The following is a 26,344-nucleotide window of genomic DNA, read 5'->3' on the forward strand; positions in this document are numbered from 1 at the left end:
CAATCATGAATGCCCTTCTCGCCGCGTCCCCCGTGCTGTCCTCCATCCTTGCCCTGGGTTTCGGCATTCGCTCGCTGCATGCGGCGATGCTCGGGGTGGTCGCTGCGGTCGTGGCGGCGATTATGGCGTTTCCACTGCCTGCAACGGAAATCGGCGTGGCCAGCCTGAAGTGGCTGCCGCTGGTGATAGAGGTGGTGTTGATCGTCGGCGGCGGCCTGTTGATGTCCGAAGTGCTGCGCCATGCCGGCGCCCAGGCGGCGCTGGCCGACTGGATCAAACGCCGCGCCGGTACAGGCGTGGGTGCCGTGCTGCTGGTGGTGCACGGCATCACGCCGTTCGCCGAGTCGGTCACCGGCTTCGGCATCGGTGTCACCATCGGCATTCCCCTGCTGGTGTTCATGGGCCTGCCGGCACGCCAGGCGGCGCTGATCGGCCTGCTCGGGCTGTGCGCAGTGCCGTGGGGCTCGATGGGGCCGGGGACGATGATCGCCGCCGGCCTCGCCGGCCTTGGCTTCGATGAACTGGGGGTGGCCTCGGCGGCGCTGAGCCTCATTCCCTTCGCCATCACCGGCAGCGTGGCCGCCTGGCTGGTCAGCGAGCCCGGCGAGCGCCCTCGCGCGCTGCTGAGCGCCCTGCTCTCGGCAGTGCTGCTCGCGGTGCTGGTCGGGCTCGCCAATCTGGCCTTCGGCACCGCGCCGGCAGGCGCCCTGGGCAGCGTGGCGATCATCTGCCTGCACCTGCTGCGCAGCCGCGCACAGGCCGAACAGCCCCTGCCCGCCATCGGGCGCCGGGCGCTGCGGGCCTATGGCCTGTTGCTCGGCGGCGTGCTGGTGACGGGCAGCGTGGTGCGCTTCGGCCATCTGCCGGAACAGTGGCGCTACCTCGCCTCCCCGGCGCTCTGGCTGTTTCTCGCGGCGCTCTGGTTCTGCCAGGGCCGGCCGGCGGCCGAGCCCTGGTCGCGTGCCTGGGCGTCATGGCGACAGGTGGCGCCGGTGACAGCGCTGTTCATCGTCATGGGCATCGTCATGGCGGTGAGCGGCACCGCGGCCTATCTGGCCAGGCTGCTGGCCGAGATCGGCGCGGGGTATCTGGCGCTCTCGCCCTTCGTCGGCGCGCTGGGCGGCTTCGTCACCGGGTCGAGCAGCGGCTCCAATGCCATGTTCGCCGCCACCCAGGCCGAGATCGCGCGCTCGTTGAACGCCGACCTGCTGCTGTTCATGGCCACCCACAACGTCGCGGCGGCCATCTCCATCCTCGCCTCGCCAGGCAAGATCGAAATGGCCGTGCAACTGGCCGGTGGCGACGCCAGCGTCCACCGGCGCTGGGTGCAGCGCATGGCCATTGCCGTGGTGCTGGCGGCAACCGGACTGCTGGCCCTGGTCAATCTCGCGGGCCAGGTGTAAGCCCAAAGTAGCGGCTGCTTGCGGCTAATGACCAACGCCTGGGCAAAGCGGAAAAAACTAGCTTCACTGTTCAATTTGGCGCAAACCACAACAAGGTGAAGCACATGAGCATGATGGACTGGGACGGTTACCGTAAGCAGTTGATGGCAGGCATCGGTGACCTCAAGCAACTCTCCCCCGACACGGTCAGCGGCTACATGACCGCCAGCGGCGCCGGGGCCAAGACCAACCACCTCGACGCCAAGACCCGCGAGCTGATCTCCCTGGCCGTGGCAGTGACCACCCGCTGCGATGGCTGCATCGCCGTGCACTCGCAGCAGGCGGTCAAGCATGGCGCCACCCGCGAGGAAATCGCCGAGGCGCTGGGCGTGGCCGTAGCGATGAACGCCGGGGCGGCGCTGGTGTACTCGGCGCGGGCGCTGGATGCGGTGGGCAAGGCGAGCGAATAACCCGACCGACACTCGACTCCCGGTTTCGCTCCGCAAACCGGGAGCGCTTTGGCAATGCCCTGCCCGTCACAATCCCCTAGAATGCTCGCCATTCCCCGTTGACCGCCAAGGCCTTGCCATGCTGCAGATCCGCCCGATGACCGCCGCCGATTTCGACCGCTTCTGGCCCACCTTCCAGGCCATCGTCGCCGCCCGTGAAACCTACGCCTACGACCCGGCCATGACCCTCGAACAGGCCCGTCACCTCTGGCTGGAGCTCCCGCAACACACGCTGGTCGCCGAAGACGACGGTGAACTGCTCGGCGCCTACTACCTCAAGGCCAACGCCGCCGGGCCCGGCAGCCATGTCGGCAACTGCGGCTACATGGTCGGCGAAACCGCCCGCGGTCGCGGCATCGCCCGGCAGATGTGCGAACACTCCCAGCAACTGGCCCGCGCCTCGGGCTTTCTCGCCCTGCAATTCAACTCCGTGGTGGCCACTAACGAGGTGGCGGTTGCGCTGTGGCAGAAGCTCGGCTTCGAAGTGGTGGGACGCCTGCCCAAGGCTTACCGGCATGCGCGGCTGGGGCTGGTGGATTGCCTGGTGATGTACAAGTGGCTGGGGGAACCGGAGCAGCCGAAGCTGATCGGGCGCAAGAATATCGAGGCGGTGGTGTCGAGGAAGCGCGGGCGGTGATCGCTCGGCGCCTCGTCGACACTCCACGCTTGGCCAGGCGCTAATCGAGCGTCTGCAGATTCAGGTTAGTGATCCAGATATCCGCAATGTCCCATTTCCCTCCTCCCCAGTTCGCCATCAGGATCTGCCCCGCGACCGGCGTATCAGTCAGGGGCACCTTGAATACTCGCCTCATGAAGGTTTCGTGAACCGAGACTTCAATATTGAAGGGGGTTCTCCAACCGCCGCCGTTTGCGTAGATGACGTCGAACCAGAACGCAATACGGCAACTCAGGCGAAGCGCCTCTTCTTCCTTTGCGAAGCAAGGCAGCTCGCCTTGCCTGACAGGGGACTGAGTCGGCACGCCGCCGGTAGGAACGGCTTTGGTGGTGATATTGAAAGCAAACACGTCATGCCAAGGCTGCTGGGCCGGGAAATTGTAGCGAATGGCATGAATACCGAAGTTTTCTTCGCCCGGAATTCTCATCCAGTTTCTGCCGTCGTGGGTTTCAATAACGCCGGTGGGTGGTCCACCGCCTACATCGGTCCAGGGATCCGTTGTTCCGGACTCGAAATTGCCATTCACGATCAGGTTCATGTCAAAGCCCTCTTCAATTGATGACTCAATCAAACACGGCTCAGACTCTATGTCGTTGCGAGAGGGCGCGAAACTGACACTTTTGACAGGTGACAGCTAGCCGTTAGCCCCGCAGGCTGAAGGATTTCGGCTGTTTAATCTCAAGTGACGAAAAGGCAGGGAAATGTCTTCCCTGTACGACTTTCCCGTAGGCAATTTCCGAATCATACTGCCGCGCCTCTTGAGCGGTTGTCTCCCTCGGAATCAGTGCCTACGCTTCGCCGGTCGCTGCCCATCAGCGATCAGGTTTGGTCACCTGAGGAAAAATTGAGCGCACAAGCGCCCATCCGTTTTCAGTAGGCGCTTTTTTGTGGCTGCTGATTCACGTTATGGCGGCTGTGCGTGGGGCGCTTTCGGGCGCGCCGGGTTTCTCGATTTTCCCGGTTGACCAACCTGCGTACAGTCGCCGCTCCGCGTCGAAAGGCCGGCTTCGGTCCTGCGTTGATCGAACGGGCCGGAGGGCGCCGCCCTGCCCTCCGGCTCACCCCGCCCGCGTCGCCTGCCAGCAGATCAGCGACCCTGCCGTCACCAGCACCGCGCCCTGCCAGAACTGGCCGCTCAGTTGCGCCCCCAGCCACAAGGCGGCGAAGGCCGACGACAGCACCGGCGAAAAATACGAGGCGGTGGCCAGCAAGGTCAGGTTGCCGCGCAGGATTCCCAGGTTCCACAGCGCATAACCGCCGGCCATGGCGATTCCCGCCGCGAGCAGTTCCAGGCTGTTGCCCAGGGCGAACGCCGGCAGTTGCTCGGCACTGAAGGCGTACTTCACCCACAGCAGGCACGAGGTGACGAAAAAGAACAGCACCACCAGGTTCTGCCCGTTGGCATAGCGGCGGGTCACGTTGCAGTACAGGGCGAAGGTCACCGCGCAACTGAAGGCCAGGCCGTAGCTCAGCGGGTTGGAGCGCACATTGGCCACGATGCGCGACAGCGACAGGCCATCGCCGCTGACCACCCAGAGAATCCCGGTCAAGGCCAGCACGGTGCCCGGTACAATCAGCCAGCGTGCCCTCTGCCCGTTCATGAAGATCGCCAGCACCACGGTCAGGCACGGCCACAGGTAGTTCAGCACCATCAGTTCGATGGCCTGGTTGGCATCGTTGGCATAACCCAGCGCCAGCGACAGGCAGATCTCGTAGGCGACGAACAAGGCGCTGCCAAGCCACAGGTACAGCCGCGGTACCGAGCGCAGCCGGGGCTTGCCGAGCAACAGCACGAGCAACAGGGTGCCCAGCGAGTAGATCAGCGCCGCCCCACCCAACGGACCGAACGCCTGGCTGACACTGCGGATCAGGCCCGACGCCGTGCTCCACAGCAGGATCGCCAGCAATCCGCAGACCGTCGCGGCCCTCACGCTGTTGACCGACATGTCTTCCCCTCAACAAAAGACAATGAGTCTACTGGAAAAAACCGAGAAAAATCAGGGAGAAATCCATTAGCCAGGCTGCCTGAACTCACACCTCAAATTTAACTGTTGCCCGCCGCCCGGCTCGGCGATGATGTCGCCCTCTCACAACGGAAGTGGCGCAATGGAACAAGGAACTGGCAATACCCTGCAGACTCGCAGAAACCCGATACTGGCCTTGCTGATGTCCATCGTGTTCATCGGCTGGGGGCTGCTGTATGTCGGCCGGCCAAAGGCGGCACTCCGGCTTGTCGGCGCCACCTATGGGTTCGTCATCATTGCCGGCGTCCTGGGTTTGGTCAGCACGCCGGCAGACTTCCAGTTGCTGGTCCAGTCCATGCTGCTGGCGTACCTAGGGTCGGCACTGCTGGCGGTCTGGTACGCCTTCAAGAGCAAAGGCGTGGAACGCTTCCCCGGCTGGAAGGCGCATGTGGCGTATGTGCTGGGCATGCTGCTGGTCAATCTGGTCCTGGTGCCGCCGGTGCGGGGGGTTGTGCTGGGCTATAACCTTTACCAGATTCCGTCCATGTCCATGGCTCCCACGCTCTCCCCTGGCGACCGCCTCATCGTCAGTACCCGCTACGACACCCCAAGCGTGGGCGATGTCGCGGTGTACTGGCGCAACGAGCGCAAGATGGTCAGTCGCATCGCGGCGGTCGCGGGCGACACGCTGTCGATCGTCGATGGCGACGTCATCAACAATGGCCGCAACCTGGGACTGTTCCATGCCCAGCCAAACCGCGTCATTCGCGAGCACTCGCTGGACCTCGCCCCGGTGACCGTCGCCCCCGGCCATGTGTTCGTCCTGGGCGATAACCGCGACAACAGCAACGACAGCCGTTTCACCGGCCAGGTGTCCGTCACCGACATTACCGAAAAGGTCACGGGTATCTTTTACTCCAAGGACCCCGCCAGGATCGGTACCGTCTTCGGCCCCGACGACTAAGCGCAACGGCAACCGGCAACATTTTCCGTTTCAGGCGGTCTGCATGAATAGCAGCGCCGCCCGCGCTTTCAATGCCGGGCCAATGATGGCAAGGTGGCGCGAATCTTCAGATACCACTCAGGATGGCGGGAGCCCGTCCAAGGAACAATCCAGTGCCGAACACGCCGCCCCGGGTCGACGACTCCTCGACTGCCGATATCACCAGCCATCCCAAGGACATCTTCTTCGCCGCCGTGGAAACCACGCGGATGCCGATGATCGTCACCAACCCCAACGCCCCCGACAACCCGATCATCTTCGCCAACCAGGCCTTCCTCGACATGACCGGCTATGAGTCCGGGGAAATCGTCGGGCACAACTGCCGCTTTCTCCAGGGGCCGGACACCGACCCGGAAGTGGTCACCTCGATCCGCGAGGCCATCGACGGGCGCTATGACTTTTCCACCGAGATCCTCAACTACCGCAAGGACGGCAGCACGTTCTGGAACGCGCTGTTCATCTCGCCGATCTTCAACGAGAAAGGCGAGCTGATCTATTTCTTCGCCTCGCAGCTGGACGTCAGCCGTCGCCGCGACGCCGAGGACGCCCTGCGCCAGTCGCAGAAGATGGAAGCCCTGGGCCAGCTCACCGGCGGCATCGCCCACGACTTCAACAACCTGCTGCAGGTGATGGGCGGCTACATCGACCTGATCCGCACCGCCGCCGAGAAAACCTCGCCGGATATCGAACGGATCCGCCGCAGTACCTTCCACGCCCGCTCCGCCGTGGACAAGGCCAGCACCCTGACCAAGCAGTTGCTGGCGTTCTCGCGCAAGCAGAAACTCCAGGGCCGGGTGCTCAACCTCAACCAGCTGGTGGAAACCGTGCAGCCGCTGGTAGGCCGTACCTTCGGCGATGGCGTGCATGTGGACTACGACCTGGAGAGCGGCCTGAAAAACTGCCGCATCGACCCGACCCAGGCCGAAGTGGCGCTGCTGAACATCTTCATCAACGCCCGCGATGCCCTGATCGGCCGGCGCGAGCCGAGGCTGTTCATCGAGACCCGCAACGTGCTGGTGCGCGACCTCGCCACCGCCTCCTACGACGGCCTGCTACCGGGCAACTACGTCAGCCTGGCGATCACCGACAACGGCGTCGGCATGCCCGCCAGCATCCGCGACCGGGTGATGGACCCGTTCTTCACCACCAAGGAAGAAGGCAAGGGCTCAGGGCTCGGTTTGTCGATGGTCTACGGCTTTGCCAAGCAGTCCGGCGGTGCGGCGCGAATCTACACCGAGGAAGGCGTCGGCACGACGTTGCGCCTGTACTTCCCGGTGGACAGCGGCACGGTGCTGCCGGTCGAGCGCCGGGTCACCTCGGAAACCCGCAACGGCCACGAGTCGGTGCTGATCGTCGAAGATCGGCCGGACGTGGCCGAACTGGCGAAGATGGTGCTGGAGGACTACGGCTATGGCGCCGAGATCGTCCTCAACGCCCGCGAGGCGCTCAAGCGCTTCGAGGCTGGCGAGCGTTTCGACCTGCTGTTCACCGACCTGATCATGCCCGGCGGCATGAACGGCGTGATGCTGGCTCGGGAAATACGCCGCAACCACCCCACCACCAAGGTGCTGCTGACCACCGGTTACGCCGAGAACTCCATCGAGCGAACCGATATCGGTGGTTCCGAATTCGAGGTGATTTCCAAGCCCTACCTGCCCCACGACCTGGCGCGCAAGGTGCGGCAGATCCTGGACAATCCGGGCGGGATTGCCTGAAGCACGGTTGCGACGACTGGCCTCATCGCCGGCAAGCCGGCTCCCACAGGGGGGCGCGGCTGGCCCGGAACTGGTGGGAGCTGGCTTGCCAGCGATAGCGTAAAACCTGAGTTCCCGATCAGCCTGACACACTCGCAGAGACAGATTTGTGGCCGCTACGCGCCCAATCGCGGCTGAAGCCGCTCCCACAAAGACTGCATCGAGTAAAGGCAAGCGATAGCGTCTACAACACCCCCAGTAACGTCCACAACCGCCGCGCTTCGGCATCCGAGTTGATCAACTCCCCCAGCAATTCGCGCAACGGCTTGTTGCCCCACTCCACCCCGCGGCGGATCAGGTAGGGCACCGGGCTGTGGGGCTCGGTACGGGCCAGGTAGTCGGCAATCACCAGCAACTGGCGATAGGCTTCTTCGCGGGTGCGCGGCTCGCCGGCGGGCAAGCGGACTTCGGTGGCAGCGGCAGCAACGGACATGGTAGTCGGGCTCTGGGGTGGCACTTGAGGTTCGGGTTCGGCAGGCGGTCGCTGCGGCGGGTGCATGGAGATGAAGCCCTGGTACAACTCGTCCAGCGCCTGCATCGTCTTGCGCAAGCCACCGAAGGCCGGCGCCGCGTCGCCCAGGTGCCGGTCGCACCAACCGTCGAGCAACAGCAGTTGCGCCTGGCCGTTGTGCAGCGCCTGGGCGCCCTGGGTCCACCAGCTCAGCGGGGTAAGGCGGACCTGCTCATCGAGCCGCTTCTGCAGGCTCTGCGCCGCTTCGGCGGCGACCTTGGCCGGCTTGCTGTCGTTGACCTGCACCTGACGGGTTTTCATCTGCCGCCAGTCGTAGAGGCTGACCGGGCCGAGGTCGTCGGGCAATTGCGGGAACACTTGCAGGCGCGTCAACAACACCTCTTCATACCGCCGGGCCATCCACTCCAGCGGCGCGGCACGCCAGCCGGGATCGCCGTCTTCCATCAGCGGGTGCACCTCGTCCGGGTAGCGCTCGCACAAGCCGCCCAGCAACGCCAGGGCGTTGACCATCCCGGCGGTGCCCTCGCGATGCATCCACGCCTCGCCAAGCCATGCCGCCGCCATCAGGTCTTTGCTGCGCTCGCGCAGAATCAGCGTGGCCAGGCGCTCGACGCCCACCCAGTCGGCACGCTTGACCTCCGACGTCGACCACACACCAGTGGGCAGGCTGGTGTCGTCCTCGCGGCGCATTTCCCGCAAGCGGTCGAAGGCGGCGTCGTAACGCAGGCTGTTGCCACACGGCTGCTCGGCGGAAATCGGTTCGAGCAGTTCGCTGACCCGCTGGGAAAAGCCGGGTGAAGTCATTGGAAATCTCCTGTGTCGGCCACCGAACGCGGTGCATAGCCAAAGGGTGAAAGCGGTGCCTGAACCGGCAGCGGATGAAGCGACAACGGCGCCTTGCCACCCTGGCTCATCAGCGAGATGCGCAGGAACATCAAGGTCTGGTTCTCTTCCTCCGGCTGGGCGTGCACCGGCACTTCCAGCCCCAGGGGGAACTCGGTGTAGTCGACATTGGGCTGGCGCAGCATCGAGCTATGGTCATTGATCATGCGCAGCAGCGCCCACGGCCCCTGGTACTGCCACTCGGCTTCCAGGCCACTGACGTGCAACTGCTGCTGGGACGGATCGTTGACCGGCCGCTGGGTGCCGTCGCGGGCCCAGCGCAGGCGCAGGCTCAGCGGCTGGCCGACACTCCAGTGCAGCACCTGCTCGTCACCCGGATGGGCGATCTCGCGGTTGCCGGCGCCCAGGGTCCAGGCGATCACCTGGTCGGCACCGCGCTCGCTGTCGCGGTCGGTGCGCCACTGCACTTCCATGTCCAGGCCGGACAAGCCGGCCTTGTCGCGCATCAGCATGGCCCCCAGCCAAGGTCGGGCCAGGGCCAGCCGGTCGAGGAACTCGGTGGCGGCAGCACGATCGCGGGACGCCAGCAGGCCAAGGCCTTCGCGGGCCTGCGGCAGGCGCTGGTCGATCAGGGTCAGGAAGTATTGCACCCGCGCCGGATCGGCATCCGGCGTGCGCGGGTCGGTGGCGAACGGAAAACGCCCGGCCAGGTACTGGTTGAAGTAGCCGGCCAGGTCGTTCCAGGCCGTGGAGGTCGCCTGGCGCTGCAACACCTGGCAGCGCTGCAGCGCGCCCTGCTGCAGGCTGACCCAACGTTGCGTCAGTTGCCCGGAAGCATAGGGCGCATTGGCTGACAGCAGGATCTTCAGGCAACTGCCCTGGTCCATGTCGTTGAAGTCGCGGACGATCAACTGAGTGATCAACGCCGGCGAGCTGGACGGGTTCTGCGCCTTGTACTTGGTCATTTCCTCACCCAGAGAGTGGAAGCGGCTGACCAGTTCCGACTCGCCGAGGTTGAGGTTGGGCAGCTGGGTCATCAGCCATTCCATGGCCGGCGCCGCCTGCTCGGTCAAGGCGGTGATCACGCCGAACTGCTGGTCCAGGCTGCTTTTCAGGTCCTGGGCATCGACGGCACGGAACAGCCGCAGGCCGAAGTCTTTCGAGCCGTCCCACTGGTTGATGTCGGCGCGGTCGCGGAACACCGGCTGCTGGAACACGTCGTCCACCGCCTGCGACAGGTCGGCCAGGGCGCTCTGGTTCAGTACGCCCTGCAGGCTGCTGGCAAGATCGGCACGCTGCAACTGGACCAGCGCGTTGTGCACGGCGATGGCCTGGTCGGGACGCACCTGGAACGACGGCGTGGTCTCCAGCTCGCTCTGCGGCGCCTTGCGCTGCAGGCTCAGCCACATGGCATCGGCAGCGGTGCTTTCAGCGGTCTTGAGCAGTGCGTTGCGGTACACCGGCGGAATCCCCGACAGCGACTCGTGGGCGTAGACCTTGTAGCTTTCGAAATAGCTCTGCGCCAGACGCAGGCCCTCGCTGTCGACATGGCTGGGCGGCCCGCTGTCGCCGGCGCCGTCCTCGCGCAGCACGCGCACCACGAAATCACGCTTGAGCAGCAGGTTGATGGCGTTGTGCAGATGGGTGATGCGTTCCTGCAGGGCCAGTTGCCCGGTGCCGGTCTGGGTCAGCAGGTTCTTGCTCGATGCACCCTGAGCCACCCACTGCTCCTTGAAGCTGTATTGCATCTGCTCGGCCAGGCGTTCGATCTCCTCGGCCATGGCCGGCCCGAGCAGCTTGCTCTGGCGCACCTGCTGCAGCATCTCGCCATAGCCGGCCACCAGGTCCTGGCCCTTGCCGCGGCTCCAGGTGGAGTTGGTCAGGTCGATGGAGGCCTGCAGGTCGTCGATCAGCGCGTCCATGTGCTCCAGTTCCTGGAGGGTCTGCGCCGAGCCGTTTTCCAGGCGATCGAGGTAGAGCTTGAGGTAGCCGGCCGAGGTGACGTAGCCATCGGTGCGGAAGTAATGCCCGAGCCAGTTTTCCATCAGGCGGGTGAAGTTGGCACTGATGGCGCTACGGTGCAGCGACAGGTCCAGCGGCTTGAGCGGCGACAGCCCCTCCTCCACCAGCAGGCGGTTGTAGTAGGAGGCTCGCGGCAGGGTGCCGGCATTCAGGCTGAGGTCCAGTATCTGGTTGCTCAGGGGCACCAGTTGGTCCAGCGGCGTCTTCGGGTTGGCCTGGGCCTGGGCGTAGAGGCTGGCGGCCTGCTCCAGGCGGGTGACTTTCTGCACCAGTTCGCGGGCCTTGAGGTAGCTGGGCCATTGCGCCGGGTCGCCGTCCTGGGTAGCGCCACGCCGGGCGTTGTCGTTGATCGCCAGCAGGTCGCGCAGGTCGGCGGCCAGCAGGTCATGGATCGGCTGACGCATGTGGGTCATGGAGGTGTGCTGCAGCACCTGGTCCATCTGTCCGTCCAGCGACGAGAACCACGAGGTCGGATAGACCAGTGAAGTGAAATGCCAGCGCGGCGAGTGCTCCAGCACATACCAGAAACTCTGGACGTTGTGCCGGGTCAGCGCTTGCCGGTGGTTGTCATCGCTGATGGCGACATAGTCGTTCTGGGCGTTCTGCAGCAGCCGCGACAGCTCGCCGGCATCGCGCAGCGAATCGCGCCAGACCCAGACCATCGCTGCCAGCCAGAGCACACCCACCACCGCGGACCCCACCGCGACCACCCGCTGCCAGCGCTGGCGCAGTTGCAGCAGCCGAGGAATCGGCTGGGCCAGGCCCCGTTCGGCGTTGATTCGTTGCTGCCACAGGCCATGGGCGAACACGTCTTCCATCTGCGGCTGGTCGAGCGCGGTGAGCGGGCCGCTGTCGTCGCTGAACGCCTGGGCACCCGTGAAGTACAGCCCGCGCAACGACGGTGCCTCGCCATGGGTGTTGCCCTGGAACACCGGCCACAGCAGCATCTGCAGGTTGCGCCGCAGGCCGTCGATGCGCTGGGGCAAGGTGTCGAGATCGCCACTCAACTGGCCCGACAAGGTCCCCAGCTGGATCACCGCTTCGGACAGGGCGTGGACGATCTGGTCCAGTGCTTCCTCGGTCCACTGCGACTGCCAGGCGGCATCGCTGGCATAGGGTGAAGACCAGCCCAGGACCTGGCGCCGGGTTTCCTCCGGCAGTGCACTGGCCAGTTCCTGGAAGCCCGGCACCTCGTCCATGCCGGTGACGACCACATACACCGGCAGGCTGACGCCCAGCCGCTGCAGCAGATCGATGAAACGGCGGCGGGCATCCAGGCCCAGGGTCGCGGCGCGATCGGCATCGAGCAGGTCGGCAGCAGCGATGGTCCAGATCACCCCGTCCAGCGGACGCCGGGCGCGCACGCGCAGCAGCAGGCCGAGCAGGTTCCACCAGCCGCTGGCCTGTTTCATGCCCTCGCCCGGCAGGAACAGCGCCTGCGGCACGACCAGCACCGAGCCGTTGGGATCCGACCACCAGCGACCGAACCAGGCCGGCTTGTCGACGGCGTCGAGGTTCCAGCTGGCGCACAAGCGAGTCCCTTGTACCTCGTCACCCAGCATCAGCAGCCACGGCACTTCATAGTGATGGCTCACACCCTGGGCGTGCTCCATCTGGCGCAAGGAAAAATGGAAACTGCGCACCGCCGCACCGTTGCGATTGCGCAGCCACAGCACCAGCAGCACCACGACCAGCACGAGAACCAGCAGGCCGATCACCCAGCCCAGCAGCGACAGGTTCATGAGGTCGACTCCTGCACCTGGAACGGTGCCGCCAGGTGCAGGACCGGCGACAGCTCGTCACCGATATCGCGCCAGAACAGGTGACCGATGCCGATCAGCAACAGCGTCACGCCGAGCACCAGCAGGCCCAGGCGCACGCCGTCGGGCATGGCCTCGCGCACCGGCAGGCGCTGTGGCGGCACCTCGGAAGGCTCGGCGAGCAAGGCCCCGACATTGGCGTACTCCGGATCGCGCTGGCGGGTGAAGGCGAACAGCGCATGTCGCCATTTGCCATGCAGCGCCTCGCCCCCCGGCCCGCGCAGGCGACCATGGAAGCCGAGAATCAGACACAGCAGGTAGACATTGCCCAGATCGCGGGTAGTGGGCGCCTGTTCGTCGAGCAGGCGCTTGATCTCCAGCGGCACCCGGTCGCCGGCCTGACGGCTGGAATACAGGCGCAGCTCCAGCGGCCGCTCCTGCCAGGCGGGTTGGCCGGGCCAGTCGGCGAACAGCAGGGTTTCATCCACCAGCGCAACGAAGGCGTAAACCATCGCCTTGACCTGCAACGGCGCGGCATCACCGACACTGGCGAACGCACTGCGCCACAGGCGCCGGGTGGCGTGGGTGGACAGCTCGGCCACCTGGTCGATCAGCGCCGGCACGTCCTCGACCCGCTTGTCCAGCTCGTCCCATTGCGCGGACCACGCCTGCCAGGCCTCGCGAAAGGCGCTGGTCAACGGTGCGTCCTGCATGCCGCGATAACGCGAAACGGCAATCCCTTCTGGCATAGGCTTCCCTACCGTCTCAGGCGGCTTGTTCTTCGTGGTTGTCGTCGATCAGCAGGACGATCTGCCAGGGCCGGAAAATTTCCCCGGAACCGGCCGAGACGATCTGCAGCGGCAGTTGCGGGTCGAAGCTCTTGCCATTGGCCTCGATGACGAACAGACGGGTGTCGTCGCCGACGCCGTAGGCCACCTGGTCCTTGCGGCTCATCGCCCGCTGCGCCAGCCCCGGGCTGCGCTGGCGCGCCAGGTCCGGGATGTGCGCAGCGGAGGCGATGATGGTCCGCCCCAGCCACAGGCTGGCGTCCTGCTCGGGGGAGCCGGCCGGCATGCGCAGGCCGATGACCAGTTGCTGGTCGGCAGCCCGCGACGGCAGGAGGATTTCGTAGACATTGCCTTTCTGTTCGAACGGCACACTGCGATACCCCAGGCGCAACTTGCCCAGTACCTGTTCCATCCAGCGCAGCACTTCGTCGTAGCCACGGTAGAGGTCGAGGAAATCCAGCGGCGCAAACGCCGGCACGCCCTTGATCGGTTCGAGCACCGACCAGCTTCCGGCCATGCCCAGCAGCAAACCGAACAGCCCCTGGGACGTGGCGATACGGCTGTTCAGTGCGCCCTCCACTTCCGGCAGACGCGCCCACAGCGCCGCCGACTGCCGGCGCAGTTCCAGAGCACTGGCAGGGTCGCCGTCCAGTTGCACGTCTCGCAGCCGCGCCCCGAGGAACACGCATTTTTCGCGCACCATGGCGCAGAGCTGGAAAATCCGCTGGCCGAGCGGCGATTCGGGAAGGATGCACGGCGTCGGCGCGACGAAGTCGTCCAGCGCCTTGAAGCCGCCGTCTTCCTTGCGTACCCGCAGCAGCGGCAGGCACACGCTGTCGGCCTTGTCGGCATCGGTGACCAGGCGCGGGCTGGGCTTCCACACCGTGATCCGTTCTTCGTCCAGATGGCTGTCGAGGTTGGGCACGGGCTCGCTTTGCGCCGATTGCCAACGGCCCTCCAGCGGGCGCAGGCGCGCGCCCTGCCAGAGCGGATTGACCGCCAGGTAGACGGTGACGGTGGCGTTGCCGGAGGCGGCCACGGCCTCGGCGAGGTCGAGTTCGGCCAGCTCGCCCTGCCCCGGGCCGATACTCACCGGCATGCCGTCGGGCAAAGTGGCCTCCAGGCTCATCACGCGCAGCTTGCCGGCCACCAGCGCGGCGGGCTCATGACTGAACCGCGATACGCCCCAATACCAGGGATTGGCCGCCCGGGCCAGGTGCGCGGCCATGGCTTCGGCCCGCAGCCCCTGCAGCTGAAAATGCTGAGGCAGCAGTTGCATGCCTTCGTACCAGCAGACCACATCAGGTCGCACGCTCATATCGTCCCTTCACATCCTGTTTTTGGCGTCTGCCCAAGCGCGGTGTGGCACCGCGATCAGCGTAGGTTCTGGTCAAGCAGCGTCATCTCACGACTGTCGAATTTCAAGCGGATAATGCGTTGATCTTCCAGACGCAAACGATGTGCGCCCGGACTTTGATAATTGGCAAACACCAGAAGTCCGACAGCGGGCTTGCCATCCAGTGGGAAAGTTGACGACTCGATCAATTGCCCGGGAACTAACTCAAGGCCCCATACATATAAAGATTGACGAAAATCGCGGCGATACTGATCACGACCGGCAAACCATTGTTTTGCTGTCAGACCGGACAGTTTCCCCAGCAAATCCGCGTCGTTGGCGGCCACGAAGTCCACGGCGATGGGCGAGTCATCATTTGCGCGCAAAGCAACATCGAGGGTAACGCCGTCGACTTTTACTTTGGATCCAAACAATGAACATCCACCCACGAGAAGTGTGGTTAAAAGTACCGCCAAGCACTTGAGCGACATGAACTTTTTAAGACGCATGATGATCCAAGAAAAGTTTTATTTGCATTTCACGATGCCTGTTATAGCATCCATGCCAATTCGCCACCATGACGAATTGAGGTGATTGCGGAAATCCAGGAACCTCGACAAGAGCGTCTCCGCTCCGCGGTCTAGCAAGGGATTGCGATCAGTGGGAAACCGTTGCATTGCGCCCGCCTTCTGCATCGGAGTCAGCCACTATGGAAGAGAGTATTCAGCACAAGCTGGACCGGGTCCGCCCGCCTCGCGTGCAGATCACTTATGACGTAGAAACCGGAAACGCCATCGAGAAAAAAGAGTTGCCGCTGGTGGTTGGCATCCTCGCCGATCTGTCCGGTGCCACGCCGAATCCGGCCAAGCTCAACGAGCGCCGTTTCGTCGAGATCGACAGCGACAACTTCAACAAGGTCCTTGCCTCCGTTGCCCCCAGCGTCACCGTCAACGTCAAGAACACCCTCAGCGAAGGCAACACCCCGCTCAGCGCAAAACTGAGCTTCAGCCAGATCGAAGACTTCGACCCCGTCAACATCGTCAAGAAAGTCGAGCCCCTCAAGGTGCTGTTCGAAGCCCGTGAGCGCCTGCGCGACCTGCTGACCAAGCTCGACGGCAACGACAAGCTCGACGAACTGCTCAAGGAAGTGCTGAGCAGCACCGAGAAAGACCTCGAAGAGATCAAGGCCGCCCGTTCCGGGGCCAGCGCCGCCGGCAAGCCTGCCGACGTGAAGCCCGAAGAAAAGACCGATGAGGCAGATCCCGACGGTACCCCCGAGCCGAAGACCGAGTAACCGGCCCGAGCGTTCACCACCGTCCCCCTGATCACACCCCTCTGTTCCCGGAGACACCGCCATGCCCGCGTCCAGTAACGAGAAGCAAAGCGAAGGCAGCACCCAGACCCTGAGCCTGCTCGAAAAGATCATCCAGGAAGGCCAGATCGTCCATGACGAAAGCCAGAAGACCTACGCCCAGGACATGATCGCCGAGTTCGCCAGCCAGGTGCTGGAAAAGGCTCTCGCTGTCAGCCAGGGCCAGGACCCTGACACCCGCGCCCTGATCAACAACCGCATCAGCCAGATCGACAAGCTGATCGGCGACCAGCTCAACGAAATTCTCCACGACGAAGGCTTCCAGAAGCTCGAATCGTCCTGGCGTGGCCTGCACATGCTGGTGAGCAACACCGAGACCAGCACCCGCCTGAAACTGCGCCTGCTCAACGTTTCGCAGAAAGAGCTCAACAGCGACCTGAACCGCGCCGTCGACTTCGACCAGACCGTGCTGTTCAAGAAGATCTACGAAGAGGAATACGGCACCTTCGGCGGCTTCCCGTTCAGCGCCCTGGTGGGCGACTACTACTTCGGCCGCCACCCGCAGGACATCGCCCTGCTGCGCAAGATTTCCGAAGTCGCCGCCGCTGCCCATGCGCCGTTCATCGCTGCGGCCAGCCCGCTGCTGTTCGACATGAAGCGCTTCAACGACCTGGCCGTACCGAAAGACCTGGCCAAGGTCTTCGAAAGCCTGGAGCTCGGCCCATGGCGTGATTTCCGCAACACCGAAGACTCGCGTTACGTGTCGCTGGTGCTGCCGCGCTTCCTGCTGCGCCTGCCCTACGGCAAGGACACGCTGCCGGTCGAAGGCATGGACTTCACCGAAGACGTGGCCGATGCCGACGGCAAGAAATACCTGTGGGGCAACGCCGCCTGGGCCCTGGCCCAGCGCCTGACCGACGCCTATGCCAAGTACGGCTGGGGCGCGGCGATCCGCGGCGCGGAAAGCGGTGGCGCGGTGAACAACCTGCCCCAGCACACCTTCAAGACCGCTTCCGGTGACCTGACCCTCAAGTGCCCGACCGAAGTGGCCATCACCGACCGCCGCGAGAAAGAACTGAACGACCTCGGTTTCATCTCCCTGTGCCACAAGAAGAACTCCGGAACCGCGGTGTTCTTCGGCGGCCAGACCACCAACAAGCCACGGGCCTACAACACCAACGAAGCCAACGCCAACGCGCGGATTTCGAGCATGCTGCCGTACGTCCTGGCCTCGTCGCGTTTCGCCCATTACCTGAAGGTGATCATGCGCGACAAGGTGGGCAGCTTCATGACCCGCGACAACGTGCAGACCTACCTGAACAACTGGATCGCCGACTACGTCCTGATCAACGACAACGCTCCCCAGGAAATCAAGGCCCAGTACCCGCTGCGCGAAGCCCGCATCGACGTGTCCGAAGTACCGGGCAAGCCGGGCGCCTACCGTGCCACGGTGTTCCTGCGTCCGCACTTCCAGCTGGAAGAACTGACCGCCTCGATCCGCCTGGTCGCCACCCTGCCGCCTTCGGCAGCGGCCTGACCGTGCCCCCGCGGGTTCGCCCGCGGGGACCGCTCCCTTTCTTTCCAACACTTTTCTAGCAGCAGGAGCTTTACGCGATGGATGCGATCATTCTGGACCTGGGCGACGACATCAAGGGTGACAGCCAGCTCGAAGGCTACACCGACAAGATCGAGATCCTGTCCTACAGTCACAACGTGGCGATGCAGGTCACCAACGACGTCAGCAACACCGAGCGGACTTCGGGCAAACCCCATGTGGGCGAGTTCACCCTGACCAAGTTCGTCGACACCGCCACGCCCAACCTGAACCAGTACTGCGTGTCCGGCAAGGCAATCGCCCAGGCCAAGATCACCATCGGCCGCAACGCCGCCGAAGGCAGCGGGCAGATCCTGCCGTTCATCGTCTACACCCTGGACAACGTGGTGTTTTCCAACGTCAGCGTCAGCGGTGGCACCGGAGGCAAGCCGGTGGAAACCATTTCCCTGAACTTCACCAAGATCAAATGGGAACTGACCACGCAGAAATTCGATGGCGTCAAGGAAGGCACGGCCGCCGCCACCTGGGACATGAAGACCAACAAGGCCGGCGCTTGAGCCGGTAGCCGTTCGTGTCCACCACGGGCGCCCGCCCGCTGCTGTTCGAACGCCTGGCCGGGACCACGGAAACACCGCGTCTCGATCGCCAGGCCCTGGCCGCCTCCGTTCGCGAGGAACTGCTGCGCCTGCTCAACAGCCGGCGCGCCGGCCCGCCACGCACCTCGCCGCCCACGGTGCTGGACTACGGCCTGGGCGACTGGAGCGGGCTGCACGCCAGCAACCCTGATGATCGCCGGCGCATCGCCCGGGAAATCCGCGCGGCCGTGACCCACTTCGAACCGCGCCTGCAACTGGGCGAGGTGGACGTGCGCCTGGTGGCCGGGCAGCCTCGCGGGCTGAGCATCCTGCTCAGCGGCCGGCTGCGCCAGGACGGCCACGAGTGGCCGGTGGCGTTCGTCGTGGACAAGAGCGACCTGGGCCTGGAGGTCAGTCATGAGCGACTCGATTGATCCCCAGCTGCTGGATTACTACCAGCGAGAACTGACCTGGCTGCGCAATGCCGGCAGCACCTTCGCCAATCGCTACCCCAAGGTGGCGCGGCGCCTGGAACTGTCGCCGGGAGAAAGCCAGGACCCTCATGTCGAGCGCCTGCTGGAAGGGTTCGCCCTGCTTTCCGGACGCCTGCAACGCCGCCTCGACGACGATTACGCCGAATTCAGCGATGCCTTGCTGGAACAACTTTATCCCCTGTCCCTGCGTCCGCTGCCTTCCTGCGCCATCGTGCGTTTCGAGGCCGATCCGGCCAAGGGCAAGCTTGAAAGTGGCTATACCCTGCCACGGGACACCCCGCTGTTCGTCACCACGACCCGCGGCGAAAGCATTCATTTTCGTACCGCTGCCGACACGACCCTGTGGCCGCTGACCATCGCCGACGCGGTGATCCTCGGCGGCGACGAAGCCCGCGAGCTCAGTGGCCAGTACGAAGCCGGCTCGGCCCTGCGCCTGCGCATCGACTGCCTGGCTGACGCCACTTGGGAGAGCCTGGAGGTGCGTCACTTGCGCCTGCACCTCGATGCCTCGCCCATGACCAACGCGACCCTGTTCGACCTGCTCGGCGCCCATGCCATCGGTGTCTTCAACGGCGCCGACAAGCACCGCCCGCAGCGCCTGCCGGGCCTGCCCGAGGTGGTCGGTTTCGCCGACGACCAGGCGCTGTTGCCCGAGGAAGACGGCGTACATCCCGGCATGCGTCTGCTGGCCGAGTATTTCGCCTTTCCGGAGAAATTCCATTTCTTCGACGTGCCCGTTGCCTCCCGCCGGGTCGAGGGCCGCAGCCTCTATCTGACGATCGTCTTCGACTGTCCGGCACCGCCGCACCTGTACCTGCAAGCCAGCGATATCGCCCTGGGCTGCGCACCGGCCATCAACCTGTTCCAGCGCACCTCCGAGCCGCTGCGCCCGGACGGCCGCAGCAGCGAATATCGCCTGGTCGCCGACAGCCACCGCGAAAACAGCGTGGAGATCCACAGCATCCGTGGCATGCGTACCCTGTCCGCCGATGGCCGGGTACGCCCGGTGGCGCCTTACTACGGCAGCCAGCACGCCGGCAGCGCTGAGCTCTACTGGCATGCCCGGCGCATCAGCGGCCTGACGCCCAACCGGGTCGGCAGCGATATGCTGGTCAGCCTGGTGGACCCGGGCTTCGACCCGCAGCGCCAACAGTGGGATTTCAGCCTCAGCGCCGACCTGCTGTGTACCAACCGCCACCTGGCGCAGAGCCTGCCGGCCGGCACCCGACTGGCCTTCGAGCGCCCCGGCGCACCGGCCAGCGCACGGCTGGTCAACTCGCCCAGTTCGCAAGGCGTGCCCAGCCTCGACGGCCAGTCGCGCTGGCGGCTGGTATCGCAACTGACCCTCAATCACCTGTCGCTGGTGGAAGGCCCCAAAGCGCTGGATGCCCTGCGCGAGATGCTCGCCCTGCACAACCTGCGCAACGAGGCCAGCGCCAACCGGCAGATCGACGGCATCAAGCGCCTCACCAGCGAACGCACGGTCGCCCACGTCGGCAACGATGCCTGGCGCGGCTGGCGCAAGGGTCTGGAAGTGCGCGTGCAACTGGACCCGGCACACTTCGCCGGGCACAGCACCGTGCTGTTTTCGGCGGTGCTGGCGCAGTTCTTCTCGCTGTATGCCACCGCCAACCGTTACGTCAGTACCGTGCTGGTCGACGCCGATGACGCCACCAGGGAGGTCAAGGCATGGAGTCCACAGGCCGGCATGCCCCTGAGTCTCTGAGCGAAGCGCTGCGCGATCGCCCCGAGGCCTTCGAGCTGCTGCAGGCGCTGCTGATTCTCGAACAGGAAAATCCCGACGCCACGTCGCTGGGGCGGGGCAGTGTGCCGCAAAACGAGGCGGTAAGGCTGCGCGGCCCGCTGACCCCGGTGTTTCCCGCCAGCCAGATCGAAAAGATCGAGCCCGACGCCGACGACCAGCGTCCCGTGGTCAGCACCCCGGTGTTCGGCCTTGGCGGCCCGGATGGCCCCCTGCCCTACGCCTTCCAGGAGTGGCTGCAACAGCGTGCGCTGGCCCGCGACCACGCGCCGGCGGCCTTTCTCGATCTGTTCCAGCACCGCTTGCTGAGCCTGCTGTACCGCGCCCTGCGCAAGCACCGCGTCGCCCTCGGCTTCGCCGAACCCGAGCAGACACCCGTGCACCAGCAGTTGCGCGCCCTCGCAGGCTTATTGCCCGAAGGCCTGCAAAAACGCAGCGAGCTGCCCGACGCCGCCGTGCTGGCCCGCACCGCACTGCTGGCCGGCGGACGCCGCTCGCTGGCAGGCTTCGCCGCCATCGTCCGCCATCACTTCAAATTGCCGATCCGCATCGAACCCTATGCCGGCGCCTGGTGCGACATCCCCCCGGCCAGCCGCAGCGTGCTCAGGCGTGGTGGACGCAACCTCAGCCTCGGACGCACAGCCATCGCCGGCAAACGCATCTGGGACGAACACGCCGGCATCACCCTGATCTTCGATCCGCTCGACGCCGAGCAGGCACGCGGGCTGCTGCCCGGCGGCGAAATGCACGCGCATCTGGCCGACCTCGCCGCGCTGTACTTCGGCCCCGATCTAGACTGCGGGTTGAGCCTGGTGATCGTCGGCGCCGAGCCGCTGCACCTGCAGCGCACCGCGGGTGCACGCCTGACCTGGAACAGCGGCCTGCAGCGCGCCGGCAACCCGACTCACCGTCAGCAAATCAATACCCGACTCAAACGTCGGCAAGGGTGTGAACATGGAACTCGGCAGCCTGATCGCGTGGTTGAACAATGACACCCGCGATGCACTGGAACGGGCCGCGCAGCGTTGCCTGCAGCGCGGTCATCACTTCGTCGAAATCGAACATTTCCTGCTCGAGCTGCTGGATATTCCGGGGGGTGACCTCCAGTGCCTGCTGCCGCCCCTGAAGGTGCAGCGCGACGACCTGGCCGAGGGTATCAACCGGGCGCTGGAGCTGTTCAAATCGGGCAACACCCGTACCCCGTCACTGTCGGCGCAGACCGTCAGCCTGTTGAAGGACGCCGTGCTGCACGCCGGCGAACGGGGCGAACAGCGCATCCGCTCGGGGCTGTTGCTGCTGACCCTGCTGGAGCGCGATGACTACCGCAACCTGCTGCTCAACAGCGCCCCGTCGCTGCTGGCAATCCCGCTGGACCAGTTGCGCGGCCAGTTCGCCGAATGGACCGCCGGCTCCCGCGAGCAGCCCGCCGCCACGGCCCCCGCCAAGCGCGGCAAGGCCACGGCAAAAGGCGCCGAAGACCCGCTGCTGGAGCAGTACACCCAGGACCTCACCGCCGACGCCCGGAACGGACGCATCGACCCGATCATCGGCCGCGAGGGCGAGATCCGCCAGTGCATCGACATCCTCCTGCGGCGCCGCCAGAACAACCCGATCCTGGTGGGCTCGCCGGGCGTCGGCAAGACGGCGCTGGTGGAGGGTCTGGCCTTGCGCATCGCCGCCGGCGACGTGCCGCCGGCGCTGCAGGACGTCTGCCTGCGGGTGCTCGACCTCGGCCTGCTGCAGGCCGGCGCCGGGGTCAAGGGCGAGTTCGAGCAGCGCCTCAAGGGCGTGATCGACGCCGTGCGCAACGCGCCCCAGCCGACCATCATGTTCATCGACGAAGCCCACACCCTGATCGGTGCCGGCGGCGCCGAGGGCGGCAGCGACGCGGCCAACCTGCTCAAGCCGGCCCTGGCCCGCGGCGAGCTGCGCACCCTGGCCGCCACCACCTGGCAGGAGTACAAGAAGTACTTCGAAAAAGACCCGGCCCTGGCCCGGCGCTTCCAGTTGGTCCAGGTGGAAGAACCCAGCGAGGCCACCTGCGTGCAAATGCTGCGCGGCATCGCCAGCAAACTCGAGCAGCACCATGGCGTGCTGGTGCTCGACAGCGCGATCCAGGATGCGGTGAAGCTCTCGCACCGCTACATCTCCGGGCGGCAACTGCCGGACAAGGCCATCAGCATTCTCGACACCGCCTGCGCCCGGGTCGCCCTCGGCCAGCACGACGTGCCACCGCCACTGGAGCACCTGCGCCATCGCCAGCACAGCCTCGACGAAGAAGTCGAGCGCCTGCGCCGCGAACAGGCCACCGGCCAGGACCACCGCGAACGCATCACCCGCCTGGAAACCGAGCTGGCCGACAACCAGCAGGCCATGCGTGAGCTGGAGGGCCGCTGGAGCGAAGAGCGCGAGGCGGTGCGCGAGCTGCTCGACACCCGCCGCGAGCTGCTGGAATTGAGCGAACGGGTGGATGCCGATACCGCCCGGCGCGATCCCGAGACCGACAGCCGCATCGACCACCTGGCCGCCGAACTGCTGCGCCTGGAGGCCGGCCTCGACGCGATCCGCCAGGACGACCCGCTGGTGCCCGAACAGGTGGACTCCAAGATCGTCGCCGCGGTCATTTCCGGCTGGACGGGCATTCCCGTGGGCAAGATGCTTGCCGATGAAGCCCATGCCGTGCGCACCCTCGGCCAGCGCATGGGCCAGCGGGTGATGGGCCAGAAAGCCGCCCTCGACACCATCGCTCAGCGCCTGCAGGCCTACCGCGCCGGGTTGACCGATCCGCAGAAGCCGGTGGGCGTGTTCCTGCTACCCGGCCCCACCGGCGTGGGCAAGACCGAGACCGCCTACGCCCTGGCCGATGCGCTCTACGGCGGCGAACGCAACCTGATCAGCATCAACCTGTCCGAGTACCAGGAAGCCCATACCGTCAGCCAGCTCAAGGGTGCTCCGCCCGGCTATGTCGGCTACGGCAGCGGCGGCGTGCTGACCGAGGCGGTACGGCGCAAACCCTATTCGGTGGTGCTGCTGGACGAGATCGAAAAGGCCCACCCGGATGTGCTGGAAGCCTTCTACAACGTGTTCGACAAGGGCGTGATGGAGGACGGCAGCGGCCTGATCGTCGACTTCAAGAACACCGTGATGCTGGCCACCAGCAACGTCGGCGCCGAGCTGATCCTCGACACGCCGAGGGCCGAACTGGACGGCGACGCGTTCAACGAGCGCCTGCACAAGCAATTGCTCAAGGCCTTCCGCCCGGCGTTCCTGGCGCGCATGACCGTGGTGCCCTACCACCCGCTGGACGAGACGACCCTGGAAGGCATCGTCCTGGCCAAGCTGGAAAAGCTGCGCGAACGCTACAAGGCCGCCACCGGAAAACAGTTCGACTTCGACCGCGGCATCGTCAAGGCGGTGCTCGGCAAATGCAGCGGCGCCGGCGCCCGGGACATCGAGAACGTGCTGATGAAACAGGTCACCGGAAAGCTCGCCGAATGGGCGCTGGAGTGAGGGAGACGGCATCCCGGCAAGCCTGTAAAGTCCACCCCGGCCACTGATCGTTCGAGACCCTGAGATGCCCCGCGCCACCGACAGCACTACCAGCCTTTCCCTCACCGCCAGCGCCCTGGGCGACCTCTATCCGGAGTCGCTGAGCGGCGGGGAACTGCTCAACGGGCTGGGCATGCAACTGCTGCGCGGTTTCTCGGACACCGCGCTGACCCTGACCAGCGCCGTCGCCAGCCACCTCACCGCCAACCTGCACAACGACGACAAGCAGCGACCGCTGGATGGCCTGGTGGCCGAGGTCCATCACCTGCCCGCCGACGTCAGCGCCGAGCGCTACCAGGTGGTGCTGCGCCCCTGGCTGTGGTGGCTGAACCTGGCGAGCAACAACCGGGTGTTCCAGAACCTCTCTACCTCCGACATCGTCTGCAAGATCTTCGACGCCCACGGCTTCAGCGACTACAAGCTGTCCCTCACCGGCAGCTACACGCCACGGGAATACTGCGTGCAGTACGGCGAAAGCGACTTCGCCTTTGTCTGCCGGCTGCTGGAAGAAGACGGCATCTTCTGGTTCTTCACCCATGAAAGTGGCGTTCACACCCTGGTGCTGGCCGACAACAACGACGCCTTTCCGGCGATCCCCAACGGGCCGGCGCTGAGCTACTACGGGCAGACCACCGGCGCGCGCGAGCTGCATGGCATCCGCAACGGCCAGGTGGTGCTGCAGGCGGTGGCGGGCGTGTACTCGGCCAGCGACTACGCCTTCACCACCCCGACCACCTCGCTGTACAGCCAGGCCGAGGCCAAGGCCGGGCCGCTGACGATGTACGAGCACCCCGGCGGCTACCTGGAAAAATCCCGTGGCGATGCGCTGACCAAGCAGCGCGTCGACGGCCTGCGCAGCCAGGAAAAACGCTTCGTCGGCGACAGCGACTGCCGCTGGCTGGTGCCGGGGCACTACTTCACCCTGAGCGGCCATGACGACGACAGCGTCAACACCGACTGGGTGGTGACCTCGGTCACCCACGACGCCACCCACCACAACTACCGCAACCGCTTCGAGGCCGTGCCCAAGGCCACGCCCTACCGCCCGGCGCGGGTGACGCCGAAACCGCGCATGCACACCCAGACCGCCATCGTTGTCGGCAAATCCGGCGAAGAAATCTGGACCGACGAACATGGCCGGATCAAGATCCAGTTCCCCTGGGACCGCGACGGCAAGAACGACGAGACCAGCTCCTGCTGGGTGCGCGTGGTGCTGCCCTGGACCGGCAAGAACTTCGGCATGCAGTTCGTGCCGCGTATCGGCCAGGAAGTGATCGTCACCTTCATCGACGGCGACCCCGACCGGCCACTGGTCAGCGGCTGCGTGTACAACGGCGACAACACACTGCCCTGGAGCCTGCCCGACAACCAGACCCAGTCCGGCATCAAGACCAACTCGTCCAAGGGCGGCGAAGGCTTCAACGCCCTGCGCTTCGAGGACAAGAAAGACGCCGAGGAAGTCTTCCTGCAGGCGCAGAAGGACTTCAACACCAACGTCCTCAACGACGTCACCGTGACTATCGGCCACGACGAAACCCAGACCGTACAGAACGCCCGCACCCGCACGGTCAAGGAAGGCGACGAGACCGTCACCCTGGAAAAAGGCAAGCGCACGGTGGAGATCCAGACCGGCAGCGACAGCCTCGACGTCAAGGACAGCCGCACCGTGACCGTGGGCGGCGACCAGACCCACAAGACCGGCGGCAACTTCACCGAGAAGATCACCGGCGACTACGCCCTGACCATCGACGGCGACCTGACCATCAAGGTGACGGGCGCCATCACCCTGCAGAGCGGGGCAAGTTTCAGCATCAAGAGCGGCGCCGACCTGGCCGTGCAGGCCAGCACTTCCATCGCGCAGAAGGCCGGTACCTCGTTCGCAAACCAGGCCGGCACCTCGCTGGAGAACAAGGCCGGCACCACCCTGACCAACGATGCCGGCATCAGCCTGACCAACAAGGGCGGCGCCGAACAGACCGTGGATGGCGGCGGCATGCTGACCCTCAAGGGCGGCCTGGTGAAGGTCAATTGAAGGGGCCGGTCAAGGGCGATGCGTTCCAGCTGGAGCGTGGTGATTCGCGCCTGAGCGGACGGCTGCTGGAGGGCGAACTCAACGGCCCGCTGCGCATCGAGGAAAACGCCCGGCCCCAGGCTCACCTGAACTATGCCGGCGGGCTGCTGCAGGGCGTGAGCCAGACCTTTCATGCCAACGGCCGGGTGTCGGCGCAACTGCCCTACCGCAACGACAAGCTCGACGGTGTCGCCCGTTTCTATTCCGAGGAAGGCCAGCTATTGCGTTCGGCCACGTACCGTTTGGGGTTGCTGCATGGCGAGGCGGTCACCTATTTTCCCGATGGCGCCGTCGCTGAGCGTGAGCTGTACAACGGCGGCGTACGCGAAGGGCTGCAAGAGCGCTTCCATCCCAATGGCAAGCTGGCGCTGAAGGCACAGTACCTCAATGGCCGGCTGCTCGACCCGGGGCAGCGCTACGCCGAGGACGGCCGACCGCTGAATGCGGCGGGCAAGCCGGTGTCGCGGTTGAAGTGGTGGTGGGCGAATGGGGAGCAGGACTGAGCCAGATTGGGATG

The 26,344-nt window shown here is 65.4% G+C and carries 21 protein-coding genes; 14 read left to right on the forward strand and 7 right to left on the reverse strand.

What is annotated here, in order from left to right:
• Nucleotides 1-5: 5 nt before the first annotated feature.
• From AC05QJ_RS19940 to AC05QJ_RS19950, 3 genes are all read left to right on the forward strand, one after another.
• Nucleotides 6-1,403, forward strand: coding sequence for an L-lactate permease (locus AC05QJ_RS19940; RefSeq protein WP_476743008.1), 1,398 nt, complete (start codon nt 6-8; stop codon nt 1,401-1,403).
• Between the two features lie 104 nt (nt 1,404-1,507).
• The gene (locus tag AC05QJ_RS19945; protein WP_476743009.1) at nt 1,508-1,852 is read left to right on the forward strand and encodes a carboxymuconolactone decarboxylase family protein; all 345 of its coding nucleotides are present in this window, start codon (nt 1,508-1,510) and stop codon (nt 1,850-1,852) included.
• A gap of 118 nt (nt 1,853-1,970) precedes the next feature.
• Nucleotides 1,971-2,528 carry an N-acetyltransferase family protein gene (locus AC05QJ_RS19950; protein ID WP_476743010.1) on the forward strand — a complete coding sequence of 186 codons (558 nt, stop codon included), beginning with the start codon at nt 1,971-1,973 and terminating at the stop codon, nt 2,526-2,528.
• A 40-nt stretch (nt 2,529-2,568) separates the two neighbouring features.
• Here the strand turns inward: AC05QJ_RS19950 and AC05QJ_RS19955 are convergent, their stop codons facing one another.
• Together AC05QJ_RS19955 and yddG are read right to left on the reverse strand one after the other, a co-directional pair.
• Nucleotides 2,569-3,105: a hypothetical protein gene (locus tag AC05QJ_RS19955; protein WP_476743011.1), complete on the reverse strand. Its 537-nt coding sequence runs from the start codon at nt 3,103-3,105 to the stop codon at nt 2,569-2,571.
• A gap of 520 nt (nt 3,106-3,625) precedes the next feature.
• Nucleotides 3,626-4,513, reverse strand: a complete 888-nt coding sequence (gene yddG / locus AC05QJ_RS19960; protein WP_476743012.1) for an aromatic amino acid DMT transporter YddG — start codon at nt 4,511-4,513, stop codon at nt 3,626-3,628.
• Nucleotides 4,514-4,673: 160 nt separating this feature from the next.
• On the opposite strand from yddG, the gene lepB reads away from it, so the two are divergent.
• Nucleotides 4,674-5,495 carry a signal peptidase I gene (lepB, locus tag AC05QJ_RS19965; RefSeq protein ID WP_476743013.1) on the forward strand — a complete coding sequence of 274 codons (822 nt, stop codon included), beginning with the start codon at nt 4,674-4,676 and terminating at the stop codon, nt 5,493-5,495.
• 152 nt (nt 5,496-5,647) lie between these two features.
• Nucleotides 5,648-7,249 (forward strand): hybrid sensor histidine kinase/response regulator, encoded by a 1,602-nt coding sequence (locus tag AC05QJ_RS19970; RefSeq protein ID WP_476743014.1) that lies wholly within the window; start codon nt 5,648-5,650, stop codon nt 7,247-7,249.
• 223 nt (nt 7,250-7,472) lie between these two features.
• On the opposite strand, the gene tssA is transcribed toward AC05QJ_RS19970, so the two are convergent.
• Genes tssA through AC05QJ_RS19995 form a run of 5 tightly spaced genes read right to left on the reverse strand, consistent with a single transcriptional unit; the run spans nt 7,473 to nt 15,018 of the window.
• Nucleotides 7,473-8,564, reverse strand: coding sequence for a type VI secretion system protein TssA (tssA, locus tag AC05QJ_RS19975; RefSeq protein WP_476743015.1), 1,092 nt, complete (start codon nt 8,562-8,564; stop codon nt 7,473-7,475).
• Nucleotides 8,561-12,367 carry a type VI secretion system protein gene (locus AC05QJ_RS19980; protein ID WP_476743016.1) on the reverse strand — a complete coding sequence of 1,269 codons (3,807 nt, stop codon included), beginning with the start codon at nt 12,365-12,367 and terminating at the stop codon, nt 8,561-8,563. Before AC05QJ_RS19980 ends, tssA begins: the two co-directional genes overlap by 4 nt.
• On the reverse strand, nt 12,364-13,134 hold the full coding sequence (locus AC05QJ_RS19985) for a DotU family type IV/VI secretion system protein (RefSeq protein WP_476743017.1): 771 nt from the start codon (nt 13,132-13,134) through the stop codon (nt 12,364-12,366). The genes AC05QJ_RS19980 and AC05QJ_RS19985 overlap by 4 nt, the downstream gene beginning before the upstream one ends.
• Before the next feature lie 16 nt (nt 13,135-13,150).
• Nucleotides 13,151-14,491, reverse strand: coding sequence for a type VI secretion system baseplate subunit TssK (gene tssK / locus AC05QJ_RS19990; RefSeq protein WP_476743018.1), 1,341 nt, complete (start codon nt 14,489-14,491; stop codon nt 13,151-13,153).
• A gap of 56 nt (nt 14,492-14,547) precedes the next feature.
• Entirely contained in the window at nt 14,548-15,018 is a 471-nt protein-coding gene (locus tag AC05QJ_RS19995) for a type VI secretion protein (protein WP_476743019.1), read from the reverse strand.
• Nucleotides 15,019-15,218: 200 nt separating this feature from the next.
• Between AC05QJ_RS19995 and tssB the strand changes: the two genes are divergently transcribed.
• The 9 genes from tssB to AC05QJ_RS20040 all read left to right on the forward strand — a co-directional run bounded on the left by tssB (nt 15,219) and on the right by AC05QJ_RS20040 (nt 26,330).
• Complete coding sequence (tssB, locus tag AC05QJ_RS20000; RefSeq protein ID WP_476743020.1) at nt 15,219-15,803, forward strand: type VI secretion system contractile sheath small subunit; 585 nt, start codon at nt 15,219-15,221, stop codon at nt 15,801-15,803.
• 61 nt (nt 15,804-15,864) lie between these two features.
• Entirely contained in the window at nt 15,865-17,358 is a 1,494-nt protein-coding gene (gene tssC, locus AC05QJ_RS20005) for a type VI secretion system contractile sheath large subunit (RefSeq protein ID WP_476743021.1), read from the forward strand.
• Between the two features lie 77 nt (nt 17,359-17,435).
• Nucleotides 17,436-17,933: an Hcp family type VI secretion system effector gene (locus AC05QJ_RS20010; protein ID WP_476743022.1), complete on the forward strand. Its 498-nt coding sequence runs from the start codon at nt 17,436-17,438 to the stop codon at nt 17,931-17,933.
• A gap of 14 nt (nt 17,934-17,947) precedes the next feature.
• A complete protein-coding gene (tssE, locus tag AC05QJ_RS20015; protein ID WP_476743023.1) occupies nt 17,948-18,385 on the forward strand; it encodes a type VI secretion system baseplate subunit TssE in 438 nt (145 codons plus the stop codon).
• A complete protein-coding gene (gene tssF, locus AC05QJ_RS20020) occupies nt 18,369-20,171 on the forward strand; it encodes a type VI secretion system baseplate subunit TssF (RefSeq protein WP_476743024.1) in 1,803 nt (600 codons plus the stop codon). The genes tssE and tssF overlap by 17 nt, the downstream gene beginning before the upstream one ends.
• On the forward strand, nt 20,135-21,199 hold the full coding sequence (gene tssG / locus AC05QJ_RS20025) for a type VI secretion system baseplate subunit TssG (protein ID WP_476743025.1): 1,065 nt from the start codon (nt 20,135-20,137) through the stop codon (nt 21,197-21,199). Before tssF ends, tssG begins: the two co-directional genes overlap by 37 nt.
• The gene (gene tssH / locus AC05QJ_RS20030; protein ID WP_476743026.1) at nt 21,162-23,717 is read left to right on the forward strand and encodes a type VI secretion system ATPase TssH; all 2,556 of its coding nucleotides are present in this window, start codon (nt 21,162-21,164) and stop codon (nt 23,715-23,717) included. Before tssG ends, tssH begins: the two co-directional genes overlap by 38 nt.
• Before the next feature lie 64 nt (nt 23,718-23,781).
• Nucleotides 23,782-25,788, forward strand: coding sequence for a type VI secretion system Vgr family protein (locus AC05QJ_RS20035; protein ID WP_476743027.1), 2,007 nt, complete (start codon nt 23,782-23,784; stop codon nt 25,786-25,788).
• Complete coding sequence (locus tag AC05QJ_RS20040; RefSeq protein WP_476743028.1) at nt 25,785-26,330, forward strand: toxin-antitoxin system YwqK family antitoxin; 546 nt, start codon at nt 25,785-25,787, stop codon at nt 26,328-26,330. The genes AC05QJ_RS20035 and AC05QJ_RS20040 overlap by 4 nt, the downstream gene beginning before the upstream one ends.
• Nucleotides 26,331-26,344: the final 14 nt, after the last annotated feature.

Source organism: Pseudomonas sp. TUM25319, from assembly GCF_056388475.1.